Here is a 16,109-nt window from a genome sequence, read left to right on the forward strand (position 1 = left end):
AACTGGTTCCCGTGCGAAGACAGCCTTCTGGCTGACTAGAGACGCGAGAAATCATTGAATAGTGCAAGCCCCATTAACAGCACCAGCAAAATTGAGCCAATGCGATAACTGAAGTCCTGAACTCGCTCAGACACCGGTCCACCTTTGATCTTTTCGATCGCCAGGAACAGCAAATGCCCACCATCTAATACCGGCAAGGGGAACAGATTGATAATCCCGAGGTTCACGCTGATCAAAGCCAGGAACATCAGGTAGTAAATCAAGCCATATTCCGCCGACATCCCAGCACCCTGGGCGATTGAAATCGGCCCGCTGAGATTGTTCAATTTCACTTCGCCGACGATCAGTTTGCCCAGCATGTTCACTGTCAGCTTCATCAGCTGCCAGGTTTTGGCGCTGGCCTCACCTGCCGCCGCAAACGGCCCATACTGGCGAACCGTTTTGTATTCATCCGGCAGCGGGACAATCTTCGGGATCACCCCGGCAAACCCTTCTGCCTTACTGCCTGGTTTGGTGTCCGGCGTCAGAGTCAGGTCAACCGGATTGCCCTGCCGCTCCACCTCTACCGCCATCGCTTTGCCGGGATTATCCCGCACAAGGGTGACGAAACTCTGCCACTGGTCCACCGGCTGACCATCGACTTTAACGATCCTGTCGCCCGCTTGCAAACCCGCTTTGCTTGCCGCCGAGTTAGCCTGTACTTCTGCCAGCACGGTTTCAATCTGTGGCCCGCGTGGACGGATACCCAACGAAGTCACCGGATCCTGCTTATCGGGTTCGAACTGCCAGTTGCGCAAATCGAGCCGCTTTTCACTGACCTGAGAGGAGCCAAATGGTGCCACGCTGAGCGTGGTTTGCTGGTCGCCAATTTTCGACACCAGAGCCATACGCACAGCATCCCAGTCAGGCGTTTCGATACCGTCAACGGCTTTAAGTTCCATGCCAGGAACAATTTGAGCCTCTGCCGCCTGCGAACCGCTCACTATTTCGCCAACAACCGGACGAACGCCAGGGACACCGATGATAAACACCAGCCAGTAAGCGAAGATGGCAAAGATGAAATTAGCGATGGGGCCGGCACTGATAATGGCGGCACGCTGAAAGACGGTTTTATTGTTGAAGGCCTGGTGGCGCAGTTCCGGCGGTACGCTCTCGACGCGCTCGTCGAGCATTTTCACATAGCCGCCCAGTGGGATCAGCGCCAGCACATACTCGGTGCCCTGGCGGTCACTGCGACGCCACAAGGCTTTACCGAAGCCGATCGAGAAACGTTCGACCCTGACGCCACAGCGACGGGCCACCCAGAAGTGGCCGAATTCGTGCACGGTAATCAGCACGCCCAGTGCAACAATAAACGCACCCAGGCTCCAGAGAATGCTCAGCATAGAGTCCCTTATAGCGTCCCGAAGACCAGCAGCAGCAGACAGGCAAACACCGGCACCGCTGCGGTCAGGCTGTCAATGCGATCCAGCATGCCGCCGTGACCTGGGATCAGACTGCCACTGTCTTTGATTCCCGCTTCGCGCTTGAACATACTTTCGGTCAGGTCGCCCAGCACGGATGCCAGCGCGGCAACCAGAGAACAGACCAGCAGGATCCCGGTGGAGACAGACAGCGGCGCCCACAGGCTGAACAGCCAGGCAATCAACGCTGAAGTCACCAGCCCACCAAAGAAGCCTTCCCAGGTTTTACCCGGAGACACTTTCGGTGCCAGCTTGTGCTTGCCGAACAGGCGACCAAACATGTAAGCGCCAGAGTCTGCACCCCAGACGAGGAACATCACATACAGCAGCCACCAGGCTCCGGCGAAATGGTCAGCCTGATAATGATACTGACGCAGCGCCAGCATGCCCCAGAAGAACGGCACGATGGTCAGCACGCCAAACACCAACCGTAGCACTTTGGAAGCGCGCCACAGTGAGGCGGAAGCGGGATAGAACAGCACCAGCACCAGTGCCACAATCCACCAGCACAAAGCGGCCCAAAGCGAGCCGGCAACCTGTGGAAGATGAACAGAGTGTTGATAAGCAGGGAGAGTGAACATCATGAAGGCGAGCAGTAGCCCGCACAGCACGGCCAGCCAGACACGCTGCGAACGCGCAGCCAGACCGGCAAACTGCCCCCATTCCCAGGCGGCCAGCATGCAAACGACCAGCGTAACAATGGCAAAGCCTGGAGGCGGCAGCAAAAACAGCGCTGCGATCACAACCGGAATCAGTATAAACGCGGTAATCAGGCGAGACTTCAGCAAAGATTACCCCCAGTGCGCTCAGGCGCCGCCGGGTGCTGCACCGCCAAAGCGGCGCTCTCGTTGTGCAAACGCATTCAGTGCACCTTCAAAAACTTGTTCATCAAAATCAGGCCAGAGAACATCGGTAAAAAAGAACTCCGCATAGGCAACCTGCCACAGCAAGAAGTTACTGATTCGATGCTCTCCCCCTGTCCTTATTACCAAATCCACCGGTGCCAGTTCGTTGAGGCAAAGATGCTGACCCAGGGTTTCTTCCTCGATCTGGTCTGGACGAATCAGACCTTCCTGCACCTGCCTGGCGATCTTTCTGACGCCATGAATGATATCCCAACGTCCACCATAATTCGCGGCAATGTTGAGTGTGAGTCCATCATTTTGTTGAGTAAGTTCCTCAGCGCGACGAATACGCTCCTGCAGACGGGCATTGAAACGACCAATGTCACCAATAATCCGCAGCCGGACATTATGCTTGTGTAAACTTTTCACTTCGCTGTCGAGAGCCCAGACAAACAGCTCCATCAACGCCATCACTTCCTGCGGCGGACGGTTCCAGTTCTCACTGCTGAAAGCGTACAGAGTCAGCGCATCCAGCTTGTTGCTCACGGCAAAGCTGACTGCACGACGAACCGATTTCACGCCTGCTTTATGGCCCGAAATGCGCAGTTTCCCCTGGTTCTTAGCCCAGCGGCCATTGCCATCCATAATGATGGCCACGTGGCGGGGATTTTCACCCTGCAGGTCATCGGTTTTTAATTGATTTTCGGACGACATAACGCGTAATTATTTCCTTTACTCAGAAATACGACGGTTTCTGAAATCTCTACCCGCCCGACGCAAAAAAGCCGTGTTTAACACGGCAGCTAATACCGCTCAATGCAACGTCATTTTCATTTGGCGGGCGAAGACTATACCATCTCCGCCCTCGCCTCACAAATGGCGGCAGGTTGCCGCACGGAATTACCGGGAAATGCTGAAACGTGGCAGACAAGCCAGCGCCGTGGCACGGGCCTGGCGATCGATCTCCAGCACCGACTCCACACTGTCGGGCTCATCACCGCTCAGCGTTTCCAGAACGGTGGTATTCACGGCAGCAATATCGGTAAAACGAATTTGCGCATCGAGAAATGCCGCTACGGCAATTTCATTGGCTGCATTCAGCGCCGTGGTGGCAGCCTGCCCCATTTTGCAGGCGTCAATCGCCAGCTTCAGACAAGGGTAACGTGCATAATCCGGCTCAGCGAACGTCATCGCCCCCATGCGGGTAAAGTCCAGCGGTTTAGCGCCAGACTGAACGCGCTGCGGCCATGCCATCACATGCGCAATTGGTGTACGCATATCTGGCGAGCCTAGCTGAGCCAGCACGCTGCCATCGCGGTATCGCACCATAGAGTGGATCACCGACTGCGGATGCAGGATGACTTCCATCTGAGCGTCGGTCGCATTAAACAGCCAGCGGGCTTCGATATATTCCAGACCTTTATTCATCATGGTGGCCGAATCAACGGAGATTTTACGCCCCATTGACCAGTTCGGATGCGCACAGGCCTGATCCGGTGTCATGTTCACCAGGTCAGCCAGCGGCGACTCGCGAAAGGGACCACCCGATCCCGTGAGGATAATGCTGTCAATGCCATTATCTTCCAGAGAAGCGTATCCTAACTGCTGCTGGAGGGAAGCAGGCAAACTCTGAAAAATGGCGTTATGCTCGCTGTCGACGGGAAGAAGCTGGGCTTTTGAGCTGCTTACCGCCTCCAGAAATAGTTGGCCGCAGGTAACAAGAGACTCTTTATTGGCGAGAAGAACCTGTTTTCCGGCGCGAATTGCGGCCAGAGTAGGCATTAATCCTGCGGCACCGACGATCGCCGCCATAACCTGATCCACATCGTCCAGCGCGGCCAGTTCACAGGACGCCTGCTCGCCACTCAGGACCTCGGTCGCCACATTCAGGCTTTTCAGACGAAGTCGCAGGGCCGAAGCAGACACCTCATCGGCCATCGCGGCAAAGGCAGGACGAAAAGCCAGACACTGCTCCGCCATCAGCTCCACGTTGTGCCCGGCAACCAGCGCCTTCACGGCAAACAGATGCGGATTCGCTTTGACCACAGCCAGCGTGCTGGTACCGATAGAGCCGGTTGAACCGAGGATAGTCAATTGCTTCATGAGGGTGCTCTGTGTAAAAACCTGAGAAACGCAGGCGTCTCGTCAGATAAGAAATTAAATGCAAAACGCCGCAAGACTGACCACTCAAAAGAACGGCAATCTGTACGGCGTTTCAGCGAAGCCAAAGGGACTCAGAAGTCCATCAGCTCTGCTTCTTTTTCTGCCAGCGCGGTATCAACTTTCTTGATACAGACGTCGGTCATTTTCTGAATATCATCCTGAGAACGACGCTCTTCGTCTTCGCTGATCTCTTTGTCTTTCAGCAGAGCCTTCACTTTATCATTGGCGTCACGACGGACGTTACGCACGGACACACGGCCCTGCTCTGCTTCGCCACGGACGATTTTGATCAGGTCTTTACGACGCTCTTCGGTCAGGGCTGGCAGGGGAACGCGAATGTCGCTGCCCGCTGAACTTGGGTTCAGGCCCAGATCAGAGGTCATGATCGCTTTTTCAACGGCCGCGCTGATTGAGCGGTCGAACACGTTGACTTTCAGCGTACGTGAATCTTCAACCGTCACGCTGGCCAGCTGGCGCAGAGGGGTGGAAGAACCGTAATAATCGACCATGATACCGTCAAGAATACTTGGCGACGCACGGCCGGTACGGATTTTGCTGATGTTGTTTTTGAATGCTTCCACGCATTTTTCCATGCGCGTTTCAGCATCTTTTCTGATTTCGTTAATCACGTTGGAACCCTTGGATTCTGGTTACCAGGCAGGCCCTGTATCAGGGCCCGTTTCAAAATAGTCTGTCGTGCTGATTGTAGCGCGCTTCGCGCCACAGAGGCAGAATATACCTTATTTTACGCGCTGACTGATATTATTGCGTAATCAGGGTCCCTTCTTTTTCGCCCATCACCACACGGCGCAGCGCGCCAGGTTTGTTCATGTTGAATACGCGAATCGGCAGTTTATGGTCACGGGCCAGCGTAAACGCCGCCAGATCCATCACTTTCAGCTCTTTATCCAGCACGTCAGCGTAGCTAATCCGATCGTACAGGGTCGCATCCGGGTTTTTCACCGGATCAGCCGAGTAAACACCATCCACTTTGGTGGCTTTCAGCACCACATCAGCTTCGATTTCGATGCCGCGCAGGCAGGCCGCAGAGTCGGTGGTGAAGAAGGGGTTACCGGTACCGGCGGAGAAAATCACCACGCGGTTGTTACGCAGCAGGCTGATCGCCTCTGCCCAGCTGTAGTTATCACAAACACCATTCAGTGGAATGGCGGACATCAGGCGAGCGTTCACATAGGCACGATGCAGTGCATCACGCATTGCCAGGCCATTCATCACGGTTGCCAGCATGCCCATATGGTCGCCAACGACGCGATTCATTCCAGCCTGCGCCAGACCAGCGCCACGGAACAGATTCCCACCACCGATAACCACACCTACCTGAATGCCCAGTTCTACCAGCTCTTTCACTTCCTGAGCCATACGATCCAGCACGCTGGCATCAATGCCGAAGCCTTCGGCACCTTGCAGGGCTTCGCCACTCAGTTTCAGCAGGATACGTTGATATACAGGTTTTGCATTGGTCGCCATGGTGTATTTTCCCGGAATTTATAGGTCGATGTGAGGAGTTAAATCTGATCTATCATCCCCTTAGCGTTGCAGAAATACTATTGGGATGTGACTGAAAAGCGCCCTGAACACAGGCAAAAAAGAACCGCCGGTTGGCGGTTCTTTTCAATCCATCAAGACTGTTTAGACATCGCCGCAACTTCTGCTGCGAAATCTGTTTCAGCTTTCTGAATGCCTTCACCCACTTCGAAGCGGATAAAGTTAACAACATCAGCATTTTTCTCTTTCAGAACCTGGCCCACAGTTTTGCTTGGGTCGATAACGAAAGGCTGACCAGTCAGAGAAACCTCGCCGGTGAATTTCTTCATGCGGCCTTCAACCATTTTCTCTGCGATTTCTTTAGGCTTGCCAGACTGCATGGCGATGTCCAGCTGAACCTGGTACTCTTTCTCTACCACGTCAGCAGACACGTCTTCTGGCTTAACGAATTCTGGCTTGCTTGCTGCAACGTGCATAGCGATCTGCTTAACCAGCTCTTCGTCCGCTGATTTAGCGGAGATCAGAACGCCGATACGCGCGCCGTGCAGGTAGCTACCCAGCACATCGCCTTCCAGGGAAGCCACGCGACGGATGTTGATGTTCTCACCGATTTTAGCAACCAGAGCAACACGTTCTTCTTCGAACTGAGCTTTCAGCACTTCAACGTCAGTAATTTTGCCAGCCAGCGCTGCATCCAGCACTTTGTCAGCGAAGGCCTGGAAACCACCGTCTTTAGCAACGAAGTCAGTCTGGCAGTTCACTTCCAGAATCACACCGTAGTTGCCTTCGATTTTGGTTTTGATCACGCCATCAGCAGCAACGTTGCCTGCTTTCTTGGCGGCTTTGATCGCACCAGATTTACGCATGTTTTCGATTGCCAGCTCAATGTCGCCATTGGCTTCGGTCAGCGCTTTTTTACAGTCCATCATGCCAGCGCCAGTGCGCTCGCGCAGTTCTTTTACCAGAGCAGCAGTAATATCAGCCATTCTCTAATCCTCGGTTAGCTCGCATCTGCCCGCGGCGTCATCAGACGGCGCGACACATGCCTGGTCTCGGGAGAAATATTCTGCCCCGCCGTCTGTGACAAGCAAGCGGCAAAGCAAAGTTGAAAAAATAAAGGGGCCAATCAGGCCCCTTACAGATTTTAATCTGATGTCTAAGGGCTCTCTCGGGAGCAGTCCTTATTACTCAGCTTCAGCGAAACTTTCTTCTGCCTGCTGAGCCAGGTCCTGAGAGCGACCTTCACGTACAGTGGTAGCCACTGCAGTCAGGTACAGGCTCACAGCACGGATCGCATCGTCATTACCAGGGATAATGTAGTCAACGCCGTCTGGATCAGAGTTGGTATCAACGATAGCGAACACTGGGATACCCAGGTTGTTAGCCTCTTTGATAGCGATGTGTTCGTGGTCAGCGTCAACAACAAACAGTGCGTCCGGCAGGCCGCCCATGTCTTTGATACCGCCCAGGCTGTTTTCCAGCTTGGCCAGCTCGCGATTACGCATCAGAGCTTCTTTTTTGGTCAGTTTATCAAAGGTACCGTCCTGAGACTGAGTTTCCAGATCTTTCAGACGTTTGATGGACTGACGCACAGTTTTCCAGTTAGTCAGCATGCCACCCAACCAGCGGTGGTTGACGAAGAACTGATCGCAGCTCAGAGCATGCTCTTTTACCGCTTCGCTTGCAGCGCGCTTGGTACCAACGAACAGGATCTTACCTTTACGGGAAGAGATCTTGGTCAATTCAGCCAGAGCTTCGTTGAACATTGGTACAGTTTTTTCAAGGTTGATGATGTGAACTTTGTTACGAGCGCCGAAGATGAATGGCTTCATTTTCGGGTTCCAGTAACGGGTCTGGTGACCGAAGTGTACACCGGCCTTGAGCATGTCGCGCATGGAAACAGTTGCCATGATTACCTCTATAGAATGATTTGGGGTTAAGCCTCCATGTATCCCATACAACCGACCTCTCAAACTGCTTACGCAGCGTTTAAGGCACCCCGGAGTACGTGTCGATACATGTGTGTTATTTACACATAATGAGATTTATGCGTTTCTCTGCAAAACTGCCCACAGAGAATCGTCGGCGCGCTTTATACCACAAAGCCACCCGTGAAGCCAATATTTGTTCGCTCAGCCCCTCCCTCCACAAACTGCAATTGGCAGCGGCAAGGTGGGCTGCTAACATTGCTGCACTTCCCTTATTATTGTCGAAAATATCGACAACTGCGGACTAAATTAATGGCAATTACAATTAAAACCCCTGAAGAAATCGAGAAAATGCGCGTCGCCGGTCGGCTGGCCGCTGAAGTGCTGGAAATGATCGAAGAGCATGTGAAACCGGGCGTCAGCACCGGCGAGCTGGACCGCATCTGCCACGATTACATCGTCAATACCCAGAAAGCCGTATCGGCCTGCCTCGGCTATCACGGCTTTCCAAAATCTGTCTGCATTTCCATTAACGAAGTGGTCTGCCACGGTATTCCCAGCGATGACAGAATTCTGAAAGATGGCGATATCGTCAACGTGGACGTTACCGTGATTAAAGATGACTATCACGGCGATACTTCCAAAATGTTTATCGCCGGCAAGCCAACCATTCAGGGTGAGCGCCTGTGCCGCGTGACTCAGGAAAGCCTCTACCTCGCGCTGCGGATGGTGAAGCCGGGTATTCGCCTGCGCACTCTCGGCCGCGAGATCCAGAAGTATGTGGAAGCACAGGACTTCTCTGTGGTGCGTGAGTATTGCGGTCACGGTATCGGTAAAGGCTTCCACGAAGAGCCACAGGTGCTGCATTACGATGCGGATGACGGCGGCGTGGTGCTGCAGGCTGGTATGGCATTCACCATCGAACCGATGGTGAATGCCGGGGATTATCGCATCCGAAGCATGAAAGACGGCTGGACGGTGAAGACCAAAGACCGCAGCCTTTCTGCTCAGTACGAACACACTCTGGTGGTCACTGAAAACGGTTGCGAAATTATGACCCTGCGTAAGGATGACACCATCCCGGCGATCCTGACGCACGAGATGTAACTTCCTTACAAATAAACGGGTACCTGCCGACATACAGCCGGCAGGCTCCGTTTATTTTTATGTGGAAAGCAACTCACTACCTGTCTCCCGGCCTGTCAAACTCCGAATCGGTCAGTGTCGCCCTCACGTGAGGAAGGCTCTGAGGATAATTTTGCTGAACGAACTCAATCATTTTTTCCCGCACGTAGCAGCGTAAATCCCAGGCCGTTGGCGAATTCTGTGCGGTCATCAATAATCTGATCGTCATGGTTTTGTCAGTAGTATCAGTCACCTGAAGCACCTGAATCTGTTGATCCCAGAGTTTTGTTTCACTGAGGACCTTTTCAAAATGTGCACGGAGAGGCGCTAACGGCATGGAATAATCGAGGTAAAGAAAAACAGATCCTAATATCTGTGCGTTATTACGAGTCCAGTTCTGAAAAGGATTTTCTGTAAAGTAGGTGATGGGCAGAACCAGGCGGCGCAGGTCCCAGATACGCACAACAACATAAGTCAGGTTGATCTCCTCTATCCAGCCCCATTCATTTTCGACGACCACAGCATCATCAATCTTTATCGGTTGCGTAAAAGCGATCTGAATGCCGGCAAACAGGTTCACAAGCGACTTCTGCAAGGCAAATCCAATAATTATTCCGGCCACTCCAGCACCAGCCAGTATGGTCGTGCCGAATTTTCGAAAACCGGGAAAACTGAGAAGTATCAGAGTAAGGCAGAATGACACGAGAAGTACAATAGCGACTTTTTTTACATATATTATCTGAGTGCGAATTTTACGGGCGCGAAGATTATTCGATAGGTTAATATCATAACGAATGAAAAGCATATCCTGTGCAACATTAGCCAGACGAATCAGAATCGAGCAAAATGATAATATAATGAATACATTAAGGGTTGCCGTAATAAAGCCCAGTGAGTCTGGCTGAATGTTAATATAATTAACCCCTACATTTATCAACAGTAGGGGCATAAAAAGAAACAGCGATCCACGAAGATGTTTTTCTAGTGATTTGAAAAGCTTTCTGTCACGATTTTGCCAGTAACGAATGAACCTCAGAAGGATAAATCGAGCCAGGAACCCCAGTGCAAGTGAGAGAATGACGAGCAATACTGCCGGTACCCAAACTGGAGCACCCGATAACTCACCGAATATCATTAGCATTCTTTTCCCTTATATCCAGTCAACAACCCAGGGTTGTCAAATCGGTAATAAAAATTAAGTAACCGCTGTAAAGAAACCAATAATTTAAGCGTAGCATATATGCAACTCACTGAAATTTATGATGAGATTGGGCTTACTCAATCCACCAGCAGGATTTGGGCCAGGGTCATGGCACCGGACAGATCGCAATAACAATAAAGGCCGGAGAAAGCTCTGGATCGCAGACTGCCGTTTTTCTTTGATCTCTACCACCCTCTGGCGCTATTGTCCTGTGGACTATCAAAATATTCCGAATAGCTGAGATACTCCGGGAGCACTGGCGTGACCAAGACACTGAAAAATTACGGGCTGGCGGACTCTCCTGCACACTGGAATGACGCGGAACTGACACGCGAAGCGCTGAAGCAACATCTGGAGCATTTCCAGCATCAGCTGGCTGCCGCTTTTGATGCGGGCGAAGAGGTGGAAACCTTAATCGATGCCCGGACGCTGTTTATCGACCGTCTGCTGCGCCGTTTGTGGCGTTTTTATGGTTTCCCTGAGCAGGAAGATATTGCGCTGGTTGCCGTTGGGGGCTATGGCCGCGGTGAACTGCATCCTCTTTCCGATATTGATGTACTGATCCTCAGCCGCACCCCACTTTCCGCCGAAGATGCCCAGCGCACCAGCGAGCTGCTGACGCTGATGTGGGACCTGAAGCTGGAGGTAGGCCACAGCGTACGAACGCTGGAAGAGTGCCTGCTGGAAGGCCTGTCTGACCTGACCGTCGCCACTAACCTGATTGAGTCCCGCATGCTGACCGGGGACGTTGCACTGTTCCTCGAACTGCAGAAAAACATCTTCAGCGACGGCTTCTGGCCGTCTGACCGCTTCTTCGCGGCCAAAATTGAAGAGCAGCAGGAGCGTCACAAACGTTATCACGGCACCAGCTATAACCTGGAGCCGGACATTAAAAGCAGCCCCGGCGGCCTGCGCGATATCCATACGCTGCTGTGGGTTGCCCGTCGCCACTTTGGCGCCACCTCGCTGGATGAAATGGTGGGCTTTGGCTTCCTGACCGGAGCCGAGCGCAACGAGCTGAACGAGTGCCAGAACTTCCTGTGGAAAATCCGCTTCGCGCTGCACCTTTCCCTGCCCCGTTACGACAACCGCCTGTTGTTTGACCGCCAGCTCAGCGTGGCGCAGCGCCTGAACTATCAGGGCGAAGGTAACGAGCCGGTCGAGCGGATGATGAAAGACTTCTACCGCGTGACTCGCCGGGTCGGCGAGCTGAATCATATGCTGCTGCAGCTTTTTGAAGAGGCGATCCTGGCGCTGGGCGAAGATGAGAAGCCCCGTGCTATCGACAGTGAATTCCAGTTGCGTGGTCCGCTGATCGACCTGATCGATGAAACGCTGTTCGCCCGTCAGCCCGAAGCGATTATGCGTATGTTTTACACCATGGTGCGTACGCCAAACATTACCGGCATCTACTCAACAACGCTGCGTCAGCTGCGCCATGCCCGCCGCCATCTGAAGCAGCCGCTGTGTAACATTCCGGAGGCCCGCCAGCTGTTCCTGTCGATTCTGCGCCATCCGGGTGCGGTCAGCCGGGCGCTGGTGCCGATGCATCGCCACAGCGTACTGTGGGCTTATATGCCGCAGTGGGGCAACATCGTCGGGCAGATGCAATTCGACCTGTTCCACGCCTATACCGTTGATGAACACACTATCCGCGTGCTGCAAAAACTTGAAAGCTTCGCTAACGAGGCGACCCGCCCGCGACATCCTTTATGTGTGGAGATCTGGCCAAGACTGCCGCAGCTTGAGCTGCTGCTGATGGCGGCGCTGTTCCATGATATCGCCAAAGGCCGCGGCGGCGACCACTCGATCCTGGGTGCTCAGGATGCGCTGGAATTTGCCGAGCTGCACGGACTTAACTCCCGCGAGACGCAGCTGGTTGCCTGGCTGGTGCGTCACCACCTGCTGATGTCAGTGACCGCGCAGCGCCGTGATATCCAGGATCCGACGGAAATCCAGCAGTTCGCTGAAGTGATGCAGAATGAGAACCGCCTGCGTTACCTGGTCTGCCTGACGGTGGCGGATATTTGCGCCACCAATGAAAACTTGTGGAACAGCTGGAAGCAGAGCCTGCTGCGCGAGCTGTTCTTCGCCACCGAAAAGCAGCTTCGTCGCGGCATGGAAAACAGCCCGGATCTGCGCGAGCGGGTCCGTCATCACCGGTTGCAGGCGCTGGCGCTGCTGCGGATGGATAATATCGACGAGCAGGCCCTGCACAATATCTGGGGACGCTGTCGGGCGGATTACTTCCTGCGCCACACGCCCAACCAGCTGGCCTGGCATGCCCGCCACCTGATGAACCACGACCTGACCAAACCGCTGGTGCTGGTCAGTCCGCAGGCCACGCGCGGCGGTACGGAAATCTTTATCTGGAGCCCGGACCGCCCTTACCTGTTCGCTACCGTGGCGGGAGAGCTGGATCGCCGCAACCTCAGCGTGCACGATGCGCAAATTTTTACCAGCCGTGACGGCATGGCAATGGATACCTTTATCGTGCTGGAACCGGATGGCAGCCCGCTGGCGGCCGACCGGCATGAGATGATCCGCCAGGCGCTGGAACAGGCTATCGGCCAGACCAGCTGGCAGCCTGCACGCACGCGCCGCCAGTCCGCCCGCCTGAAGCATTTCAGCGTCGAGACGGAAGCAATTTTCCTGCCGACCCACACGGACCGCCGGACGTATATGGAACTGATCGCTCTGGATCAGCCGGGGCTGCTGGCCCGGGTTGGGGAAGTTTTCGCCGATTTGGGCGTGTCGCTGCACGGTGCGCGCATCAGTACCATCGGCGAACGGGTGGAGGATTTATTTATCCTCGCCAACAGCGAACGACGCGCACTCAGTCCGGAATTGTGTGAAGTGTTGCAACAACGGTTGACAGACGCCCTTAATCCAAACGATAAAGTGTGACTCAGATTTAATTTTTACCACGCTTTCCAGGGGCCAGGCTGCCAGTTCAGCGCCAACGAGCAGGCGGACAGCGACCGCTCCCGGAGACATGATTTGACACAGGAAATCAGACTTAATGCAACAATTACAGAGTGTTATTGAAAGCGCCTTCGAGCGCCGCGCCGAGATCACCCCAGCCAATGCCGACACAGTGACCCGCGAAGCCGTAAGCCAGGTGATCGGCCTTCTGGACAGCGGCGCCCTGCGCGTGGCGGAAAAGATCGACGGCCAGTGGGTGACCCATCAGTGGCTGAAGAAAGCCGTGCTGCTCTCCTTCCGCATCAATGACAATCAGGTGATTGATGGTGCAGAAAGTCGTTTCTACGACAAAGTGCCAATGAAATTCGCTGACTACGATGATGCCCGCTTCAAAAAAGAAGGCTTCCGCGTTGTTCCACCAGCAGCTGTACGTCAGGGCGCATTTATTGCACGCAACACCGTGCTGATGCCTTCCTACGTTAACATCGGCGCATACGTTGATGAAGGCTCAATGGTGGATACCTGGGCTACCGTCGGCTCCTGTGCTCAAATCGGTAAAAACGTTCACCTGTCCGGCGGCGTGGGCATCGGTGGCGTGCTGGAGCCGTTGCAGGCTAACCCGACCATCATCGAAGACAACTGCTTTATCGGCGCACGTTCTGAAATCGTGGAAGGCGTGATCGTGGAAGAAGGCGCGGTGATTTCTATGGGCGTTTATATCGGCCAGAGCACCAAAATCTACGATCGCGAAACTGGCGAAGTGCATTACGGCCGCGTGCCTGCGGGCTCCGTGGTGGTTTCCGGTAACCTGCCATCTAAAGACGGTAGCTACAGCCTGTACTGTGCGGTTATTGTTAAGAAAGTTGACGCGAAAACTCGCGGTAAAGTGGGCATCAACGAACTGCTGCGCACCATCGACTAAATCACCTTCCGGGCCACTCGCTGTGGCCCGTAATCTTTTCTTTACACCTGTCACGTCAAAAACCTGTTTCGCGACACGAAATAACTGGTGCTATTGCGCAATAACCAGGCGATAATCCGCGCCATTGATTCAGACCATGAACCCTGACGTTATCCGTGCTGTGACTTTTGCGACTACATTTATCGCATCAGTCCTGAACGAACGAGCTAAGTGAAGACAAGGCGTAAGCGCGCAGCCCCGGTCGCAGATTAAAAGTCTGCGAGCATGGCGAGCACTGCACAACGCAGTATTCACAATGCGCAGCCGGGACGACATTCACCTCACTTAGGAAAAAAACTCATGTACGATAATTTGAAAGGCCTTGGCATCTCTAATCCTGACGATATCGACCGTTACAGCCTGCGTCAGGAAGCCAGCAACGACATTCTGAAAATCTATTTCCGCAAAGACAAAGGCGAGTTTTTTGCCAAGAGCGTGAAATTTAAATATCCACGCCAGCGCAAAACCGTAGTGGCCGATAATGTCAGCCAGGGCTACAAAGAAATTCAGGAAATCAGCCCTAATCTGCGTTATGTGATTGATGAACTGGACCAGATTTGCCAGCGCGACCAGGTGGAAGTGGATCTGAAACGTAAAATTCTGGAAGACCTGCGTCATCTGGAAAACGTTGTTTCTAATAAAATCAACGAAATTGAATCCGATCTGGAAAAACTGACCCGCAGCGGTCGTTAATATTCTCTGAGTCTCTGAGCGATAACATCCCGGAAGCTTATTCAGGTAAGTGACTGGGATTTTTTCGTGCAGCGGCCCCATCTGCAAAGTCCTCAGAGTATATTACGGCTGTTCATCCAGTTGCAGGGCAACATATAACAACAGCCTGTCATCGAAATTACTCAGATTTAACCCCGTCAGTTCCGAAATACGGTTAAGCCGGTATTCCAGCGTGTTGCGGTGAATATATAGCGCTTTCGCCGTGGCCGAAGGTTGTACGTTATTGCTGAACCATGAAATCAGCGTGCGGCGCAGCAAACCGTTATTGTCCATCGACTTCAGTTTTGCCAGCGGGCGGGAAAGCTCATTGGCCTGCCAGCCACCGCGCAGGCTGTCCAGCAGCACCGGTAGCACCAGATCCTGATAAAAATAGCTACGCTGCTCAGGCATACGCTGTTTGCCCACTACCATGGTGGTGTGGGCCGTCCGGTAAGATCGGGCGATGCTTCCCGGTCCGGTGAAGAAGTTGCCCAGCGCTATCCTCATACGCAAATGACCGCTCTCCTTCATCCGCGACTGCAACAGCTCCACCCGTTTGCGATGGTCTTCTGCATCAAAACGGCCATGGGCATTAAAAGCGGGTTTCAGCACCACCATCTCGGTCAGCGACACAATAGCAATCAGGTTATCCCGCTCCGGCGTGGTCAGCAGCGTCTGCAGCTGTTGCAGCTCAGACATCGCGCTGTCCACCCCCAGTTGGCCGCTGTCCACCTCCACCACTGCCACCACGCGCGGCTGGTTAAGATCGATGCGCAAACGCTGCGCCCACTCCATCAGAGCCGGTGAAAGCGTGTCGCTGCGGATCAGGTTCAGTACCAGCTCTTCGCGCAGACGGCTGTCCTGCGCCAGCATATGCAGCAGTCGGGCCTGCTCCAGCATCATCTCGGCCGTCATGCAGACCAGCTCTCCATAGTGCCGCAGCGACTCGGGTTCGCCGGTCAGCCCAATGACGCCGACAATTTCGCCGTCGATACGCATCGGCAGGTTGATGCCCGGGCGTACGCCGTGAAGATGCTTTGCCACGGCTTCATCAATATCCACCACGCGCGCCTGTGACAAAGCCAGAAGCGCCCCTTCGTGCATTTCTCCAATACGCTCACGGTCACCGCTGCCGATAATACGGCCGCGCGCGTCCATCACGTTGACATTGCTGTCAATAATTTGCATCGTGCGGGCAACAATTTCCTGCGCCAGGCGGGCATCCAGATGATAAGTGGCCATCCACTACTCCTGAAAAGCATTATTCAGCCAGCATACCTG

The 16,109-nt window shown here is 53.8% G+C and carries 14 protein-coding genes; 4 read left to right on the plus strand and 10 right to left on the minus strand.

The features are described 5' to 3' along the window. Positions 1-35: 35 nt before the first annotated feature. From rseP to rpsB, 8 genes are all read right to left on the minus strand, one after another. On the minus strand, positions 36-1,385 hold the full coding sequence (gene rseP / locus GSQ70_RS06240; protein WP_158781743.1) for a sigma E protease regulator RseP: 1,350 nt from the start codon (positions 1,383-1,385) through the stop codon (positions 36-38). Positions 1,386-1,393: 8 nt separating this feature from the next. Next, positions 1,394-2,251, minus strand: coding sequence for a phosphatidate cytidylyltransferase (gene cdsA / locus GSQ70_RS06245; protein ID WP_158781744.1), 858 nt, complete (start codon positions 2,249-2,251; stop codon positions 1,394-1,396). A gap of 18 nt (positions 2,252-2,269) precedes the next feature. Then, positions 2,270-3,022 (minus strand): (2E,6E)-farnesyl-diphosphate-specific ditrans,polycis-undecaprenyl-diphosphate synthase, encoded by a 753-nt coding sequence (gene ispU / locus GSQ70_RS06250; protein WP_158781745.1) that lies wholly within the window; start codon positions 3,020-3,022, stop codon positions 2,270-2,272. Between the two features lie 186 nt (positions 3,023-3,208). Continuing rightward, positions 3,209-4,411 (minus strand): 1-deoxy-D-xylulose-5-phosphate reductoisomerase, encoded by a 1,203-nt coding sequence (gene ispC / locus GSQ70_RS06255; protein WP_158781746.1) that lies wholly within the window; start codon positions 4,409-4,411, stop codon positions 3,209-3,211. Between the two features lie 131 nt (positions 4,412-4,542). Further along, entirely contained in the window at positions 4,543-5,100 is a 558-nt protein-coding gene (gene frr / locus GSQ70_RS06260) for a ribosome recycling factor (protein WP_158781747.1), read from the minus strand. Positions 5,101-5,233: 133 nt separating this feature from the next. Next, positions 5,234-5,959: a UMP kinase gene (gene pyrH, locus GSQ70_RS06265; protein ID WP_158781748.1), complete on the minus strand. Its 726-nt coding sequence runs from the start codon at positions 5,957-5,959 to the stop codon at positions 5,234-5,236. A gap of 152 nt (positions 5,960-6,111) precedes the next feature. Beyond that, positions 6,112-6,963, minus strand: a complete 852-nt coding sequence (gene tsf / locus GSQ70_RS06270; protein WP_158781749.1) for a translation elongation factor Ts — start codon at positions 6,961-6,963, stop codon at positions 6,112-6,114. A 198-nt stretch (positions 6,964-7,161) separates the two neighbouring features. After that, positions 7,162-7,887 (minus strand): 30S ribosomal protein S2, encoded by a 726-nt coding sequence (gene rpsB / locus GSQ70_RS06275; protein ID WP_158781750.1) that lies wholly within the window; start codon positions 7,885-7,887, stop codon positions 7,162-7,164. 330 nt (positions 7,888-8,217) lie between these two features. Between rpsB and map the strand changes: the two genes are divergently transcribed. Continuing rightward, complete coding sequence (gene map, locus GSQ70_RS06280; protein ID WP_158781751.1) at positions 8,218-9,012, plus strand: type I methionyl aminopeptidase; 795 nt, start codon at positions 8,218-8,220, stop codon at positions 9,010-9,012. Between the two features lie 76 nt (positions 9,013-9,088). On the opposite strand, the gene GSQ70_RS06285 is transcribed toward map, so the two are convergent. After that, positions 9,089-10,171, minus strand: a complete 1,083-nt coding sequence (locus GSQ70_RS06285) for a mechanosensitive ion channel family protein (RefSeq protein ID WP_158781752.1) — start codon at positions 10,169-10,171, stop codon at positions 9,089-9,091. A gap of 321 nt (positions 10,172-10,492) precedes the next feature. Between GSQ70_RS06285 and glnD the strand changes: the two genes are divergently transcribed. The 3 genes from glnD (at position 10,493) to GSQ70_RS06300 (ending at position 14,810) form a co-directional block, all read left to right on the plus strand. Then, on the plus strand, positions 10,493-13,138 hold the full coding sequence (gene glnD, locus GSQ70_RS06290) for a bifunctional uridylyltransferase/uridylyl-removing protein GlnD (protein WP_158781753.1): 2,646 nt from the start codon (positions 10,493-10,495) through the stop codon (positions 13,136-13,138). A 115-nt stretch (positions 13,139-13,253) separates the two neighbouring features. Then, complete coding sequence (gene dapD, locus GSQ70_RS06295) at positions 13,254-14,078, plus strand: 2,3,4,5-tetrahydropyridine-2,6-dicarboxylate N-succinyltransferase (protein WP_158781754.1); 825 nt, start codon at positions 13,254-13,256, stop codon at positions 14,076-14,078. Between the two features lie 339 nt (positions 14,079-14,417). After that, positions 14,418-14,810 carry a DUF3461 family protein gene (locus GSQ70_RS06300; protein WP_158781755.1) on the plus strand — a complete coding sequence of 131 codons (393 nt, stop codon included), beginning with the start codon at positions 14,418-14,420 and terminating at the stop codon, positions 14,808-14,810. Between the two features lie 102 nt (positions 14,811-14,912). Here GSQ70_RS06300 and GSQ70_RS06305 read toward each other — a convergent pair whose 3' ends face one another. Continuing rightward, on the minus strand, positions 14,913-16,070 hold the full coding sequence (locus GSQ70_RS06305) for a CdaR family transcriptional regulator (RefSeq protein WP_158781756.1): 1,158 nt from the start codon (positions 16,068-16,070) through the stop codon (positions 14,913-14,915). Positions 16,071-16,109 lie beyond the last annotated feature (39 nt).

Source organism: Pantoea sp. BAV 3049 (genome assembly GCF_009765445.1).
Lineage (GTDB): Bacteria > Pseudomonadota > Gammaproteobacteria > Enterobacterales > Enterobacteriaceae > Erwinia.

Coding starts and splice junctions, on each gene's coding strand:
- rseP (WP_158781743.1), bottom strand. CDS start 1,385: ATGCTGAGCATTCTCTGGAGCCTGGGTGCGTTTATTGTTGCACTGGGC.
- ispU (WP_158781745.1), bottom strand. CDS start 3,022: ATGTCGTCCGAAAATCAATTAAAAACCGATGACCTGCAGGGTGAAAAT.
- ispC (WP_158781746.1), bottom strand. CDS start 4,411: ATGAAGCAATTGACTATCCTCGGTTCAACCGGCTCTATCGGTACCAGC.
- pyrH (WP_158781748.1), bottom strand. CDS start 5,959: ATGGCGACCAATGCAAAACCTGTATATCAACGTATCCTGCTGAAACTG.
- tsf (WP_158781749.1), bottom strand. CDS start 6,963: ATGGCTGATATTACTGCTGCTCTGGTAAAAGAACTGCGCGAGCGCACT.
- rpsB (WP_158781750.1), bottom strand. CDS start 7,887: ATGGCAACTGTTTCCATGCGCGACATGCTCAAGGCCGGTGTACACTTC.
- map (WP_158781751.1), top strand. CDS start 8,218: ATGGCAATTACAATTAAAACCCCTGAAGAAATCGAGAAAATGCGCGTC.
- GSQ70_RS06285 (WP_158781752.1), bottom strand. CDS start 10,171: ATGCTAATGATATTCGGTGAGTTATCGGGTGCTCCAGTTTGGGTACCG.
- dapD (WP_158781754.1), top strand. CDS start 13,254: ATGCAACAATTACAGAGTGTTATTGAAAGCGCCTTCGAGCGCCGCGCC.
- GSQ70_RS06300 (WP_158781755.1), top strand. CDS start 14,418: ATGTACGATAATTTGAAAGGCCTTGGCATCTCTAATCCTGACGATATC.
- GSQ70_RS06305 (WP_158781756.1), bottom strand. CDS start 16,070: ATGGCCACTTATCATCTGGATGCCCGCCTGGCGCAGGAAATTGTTGCC.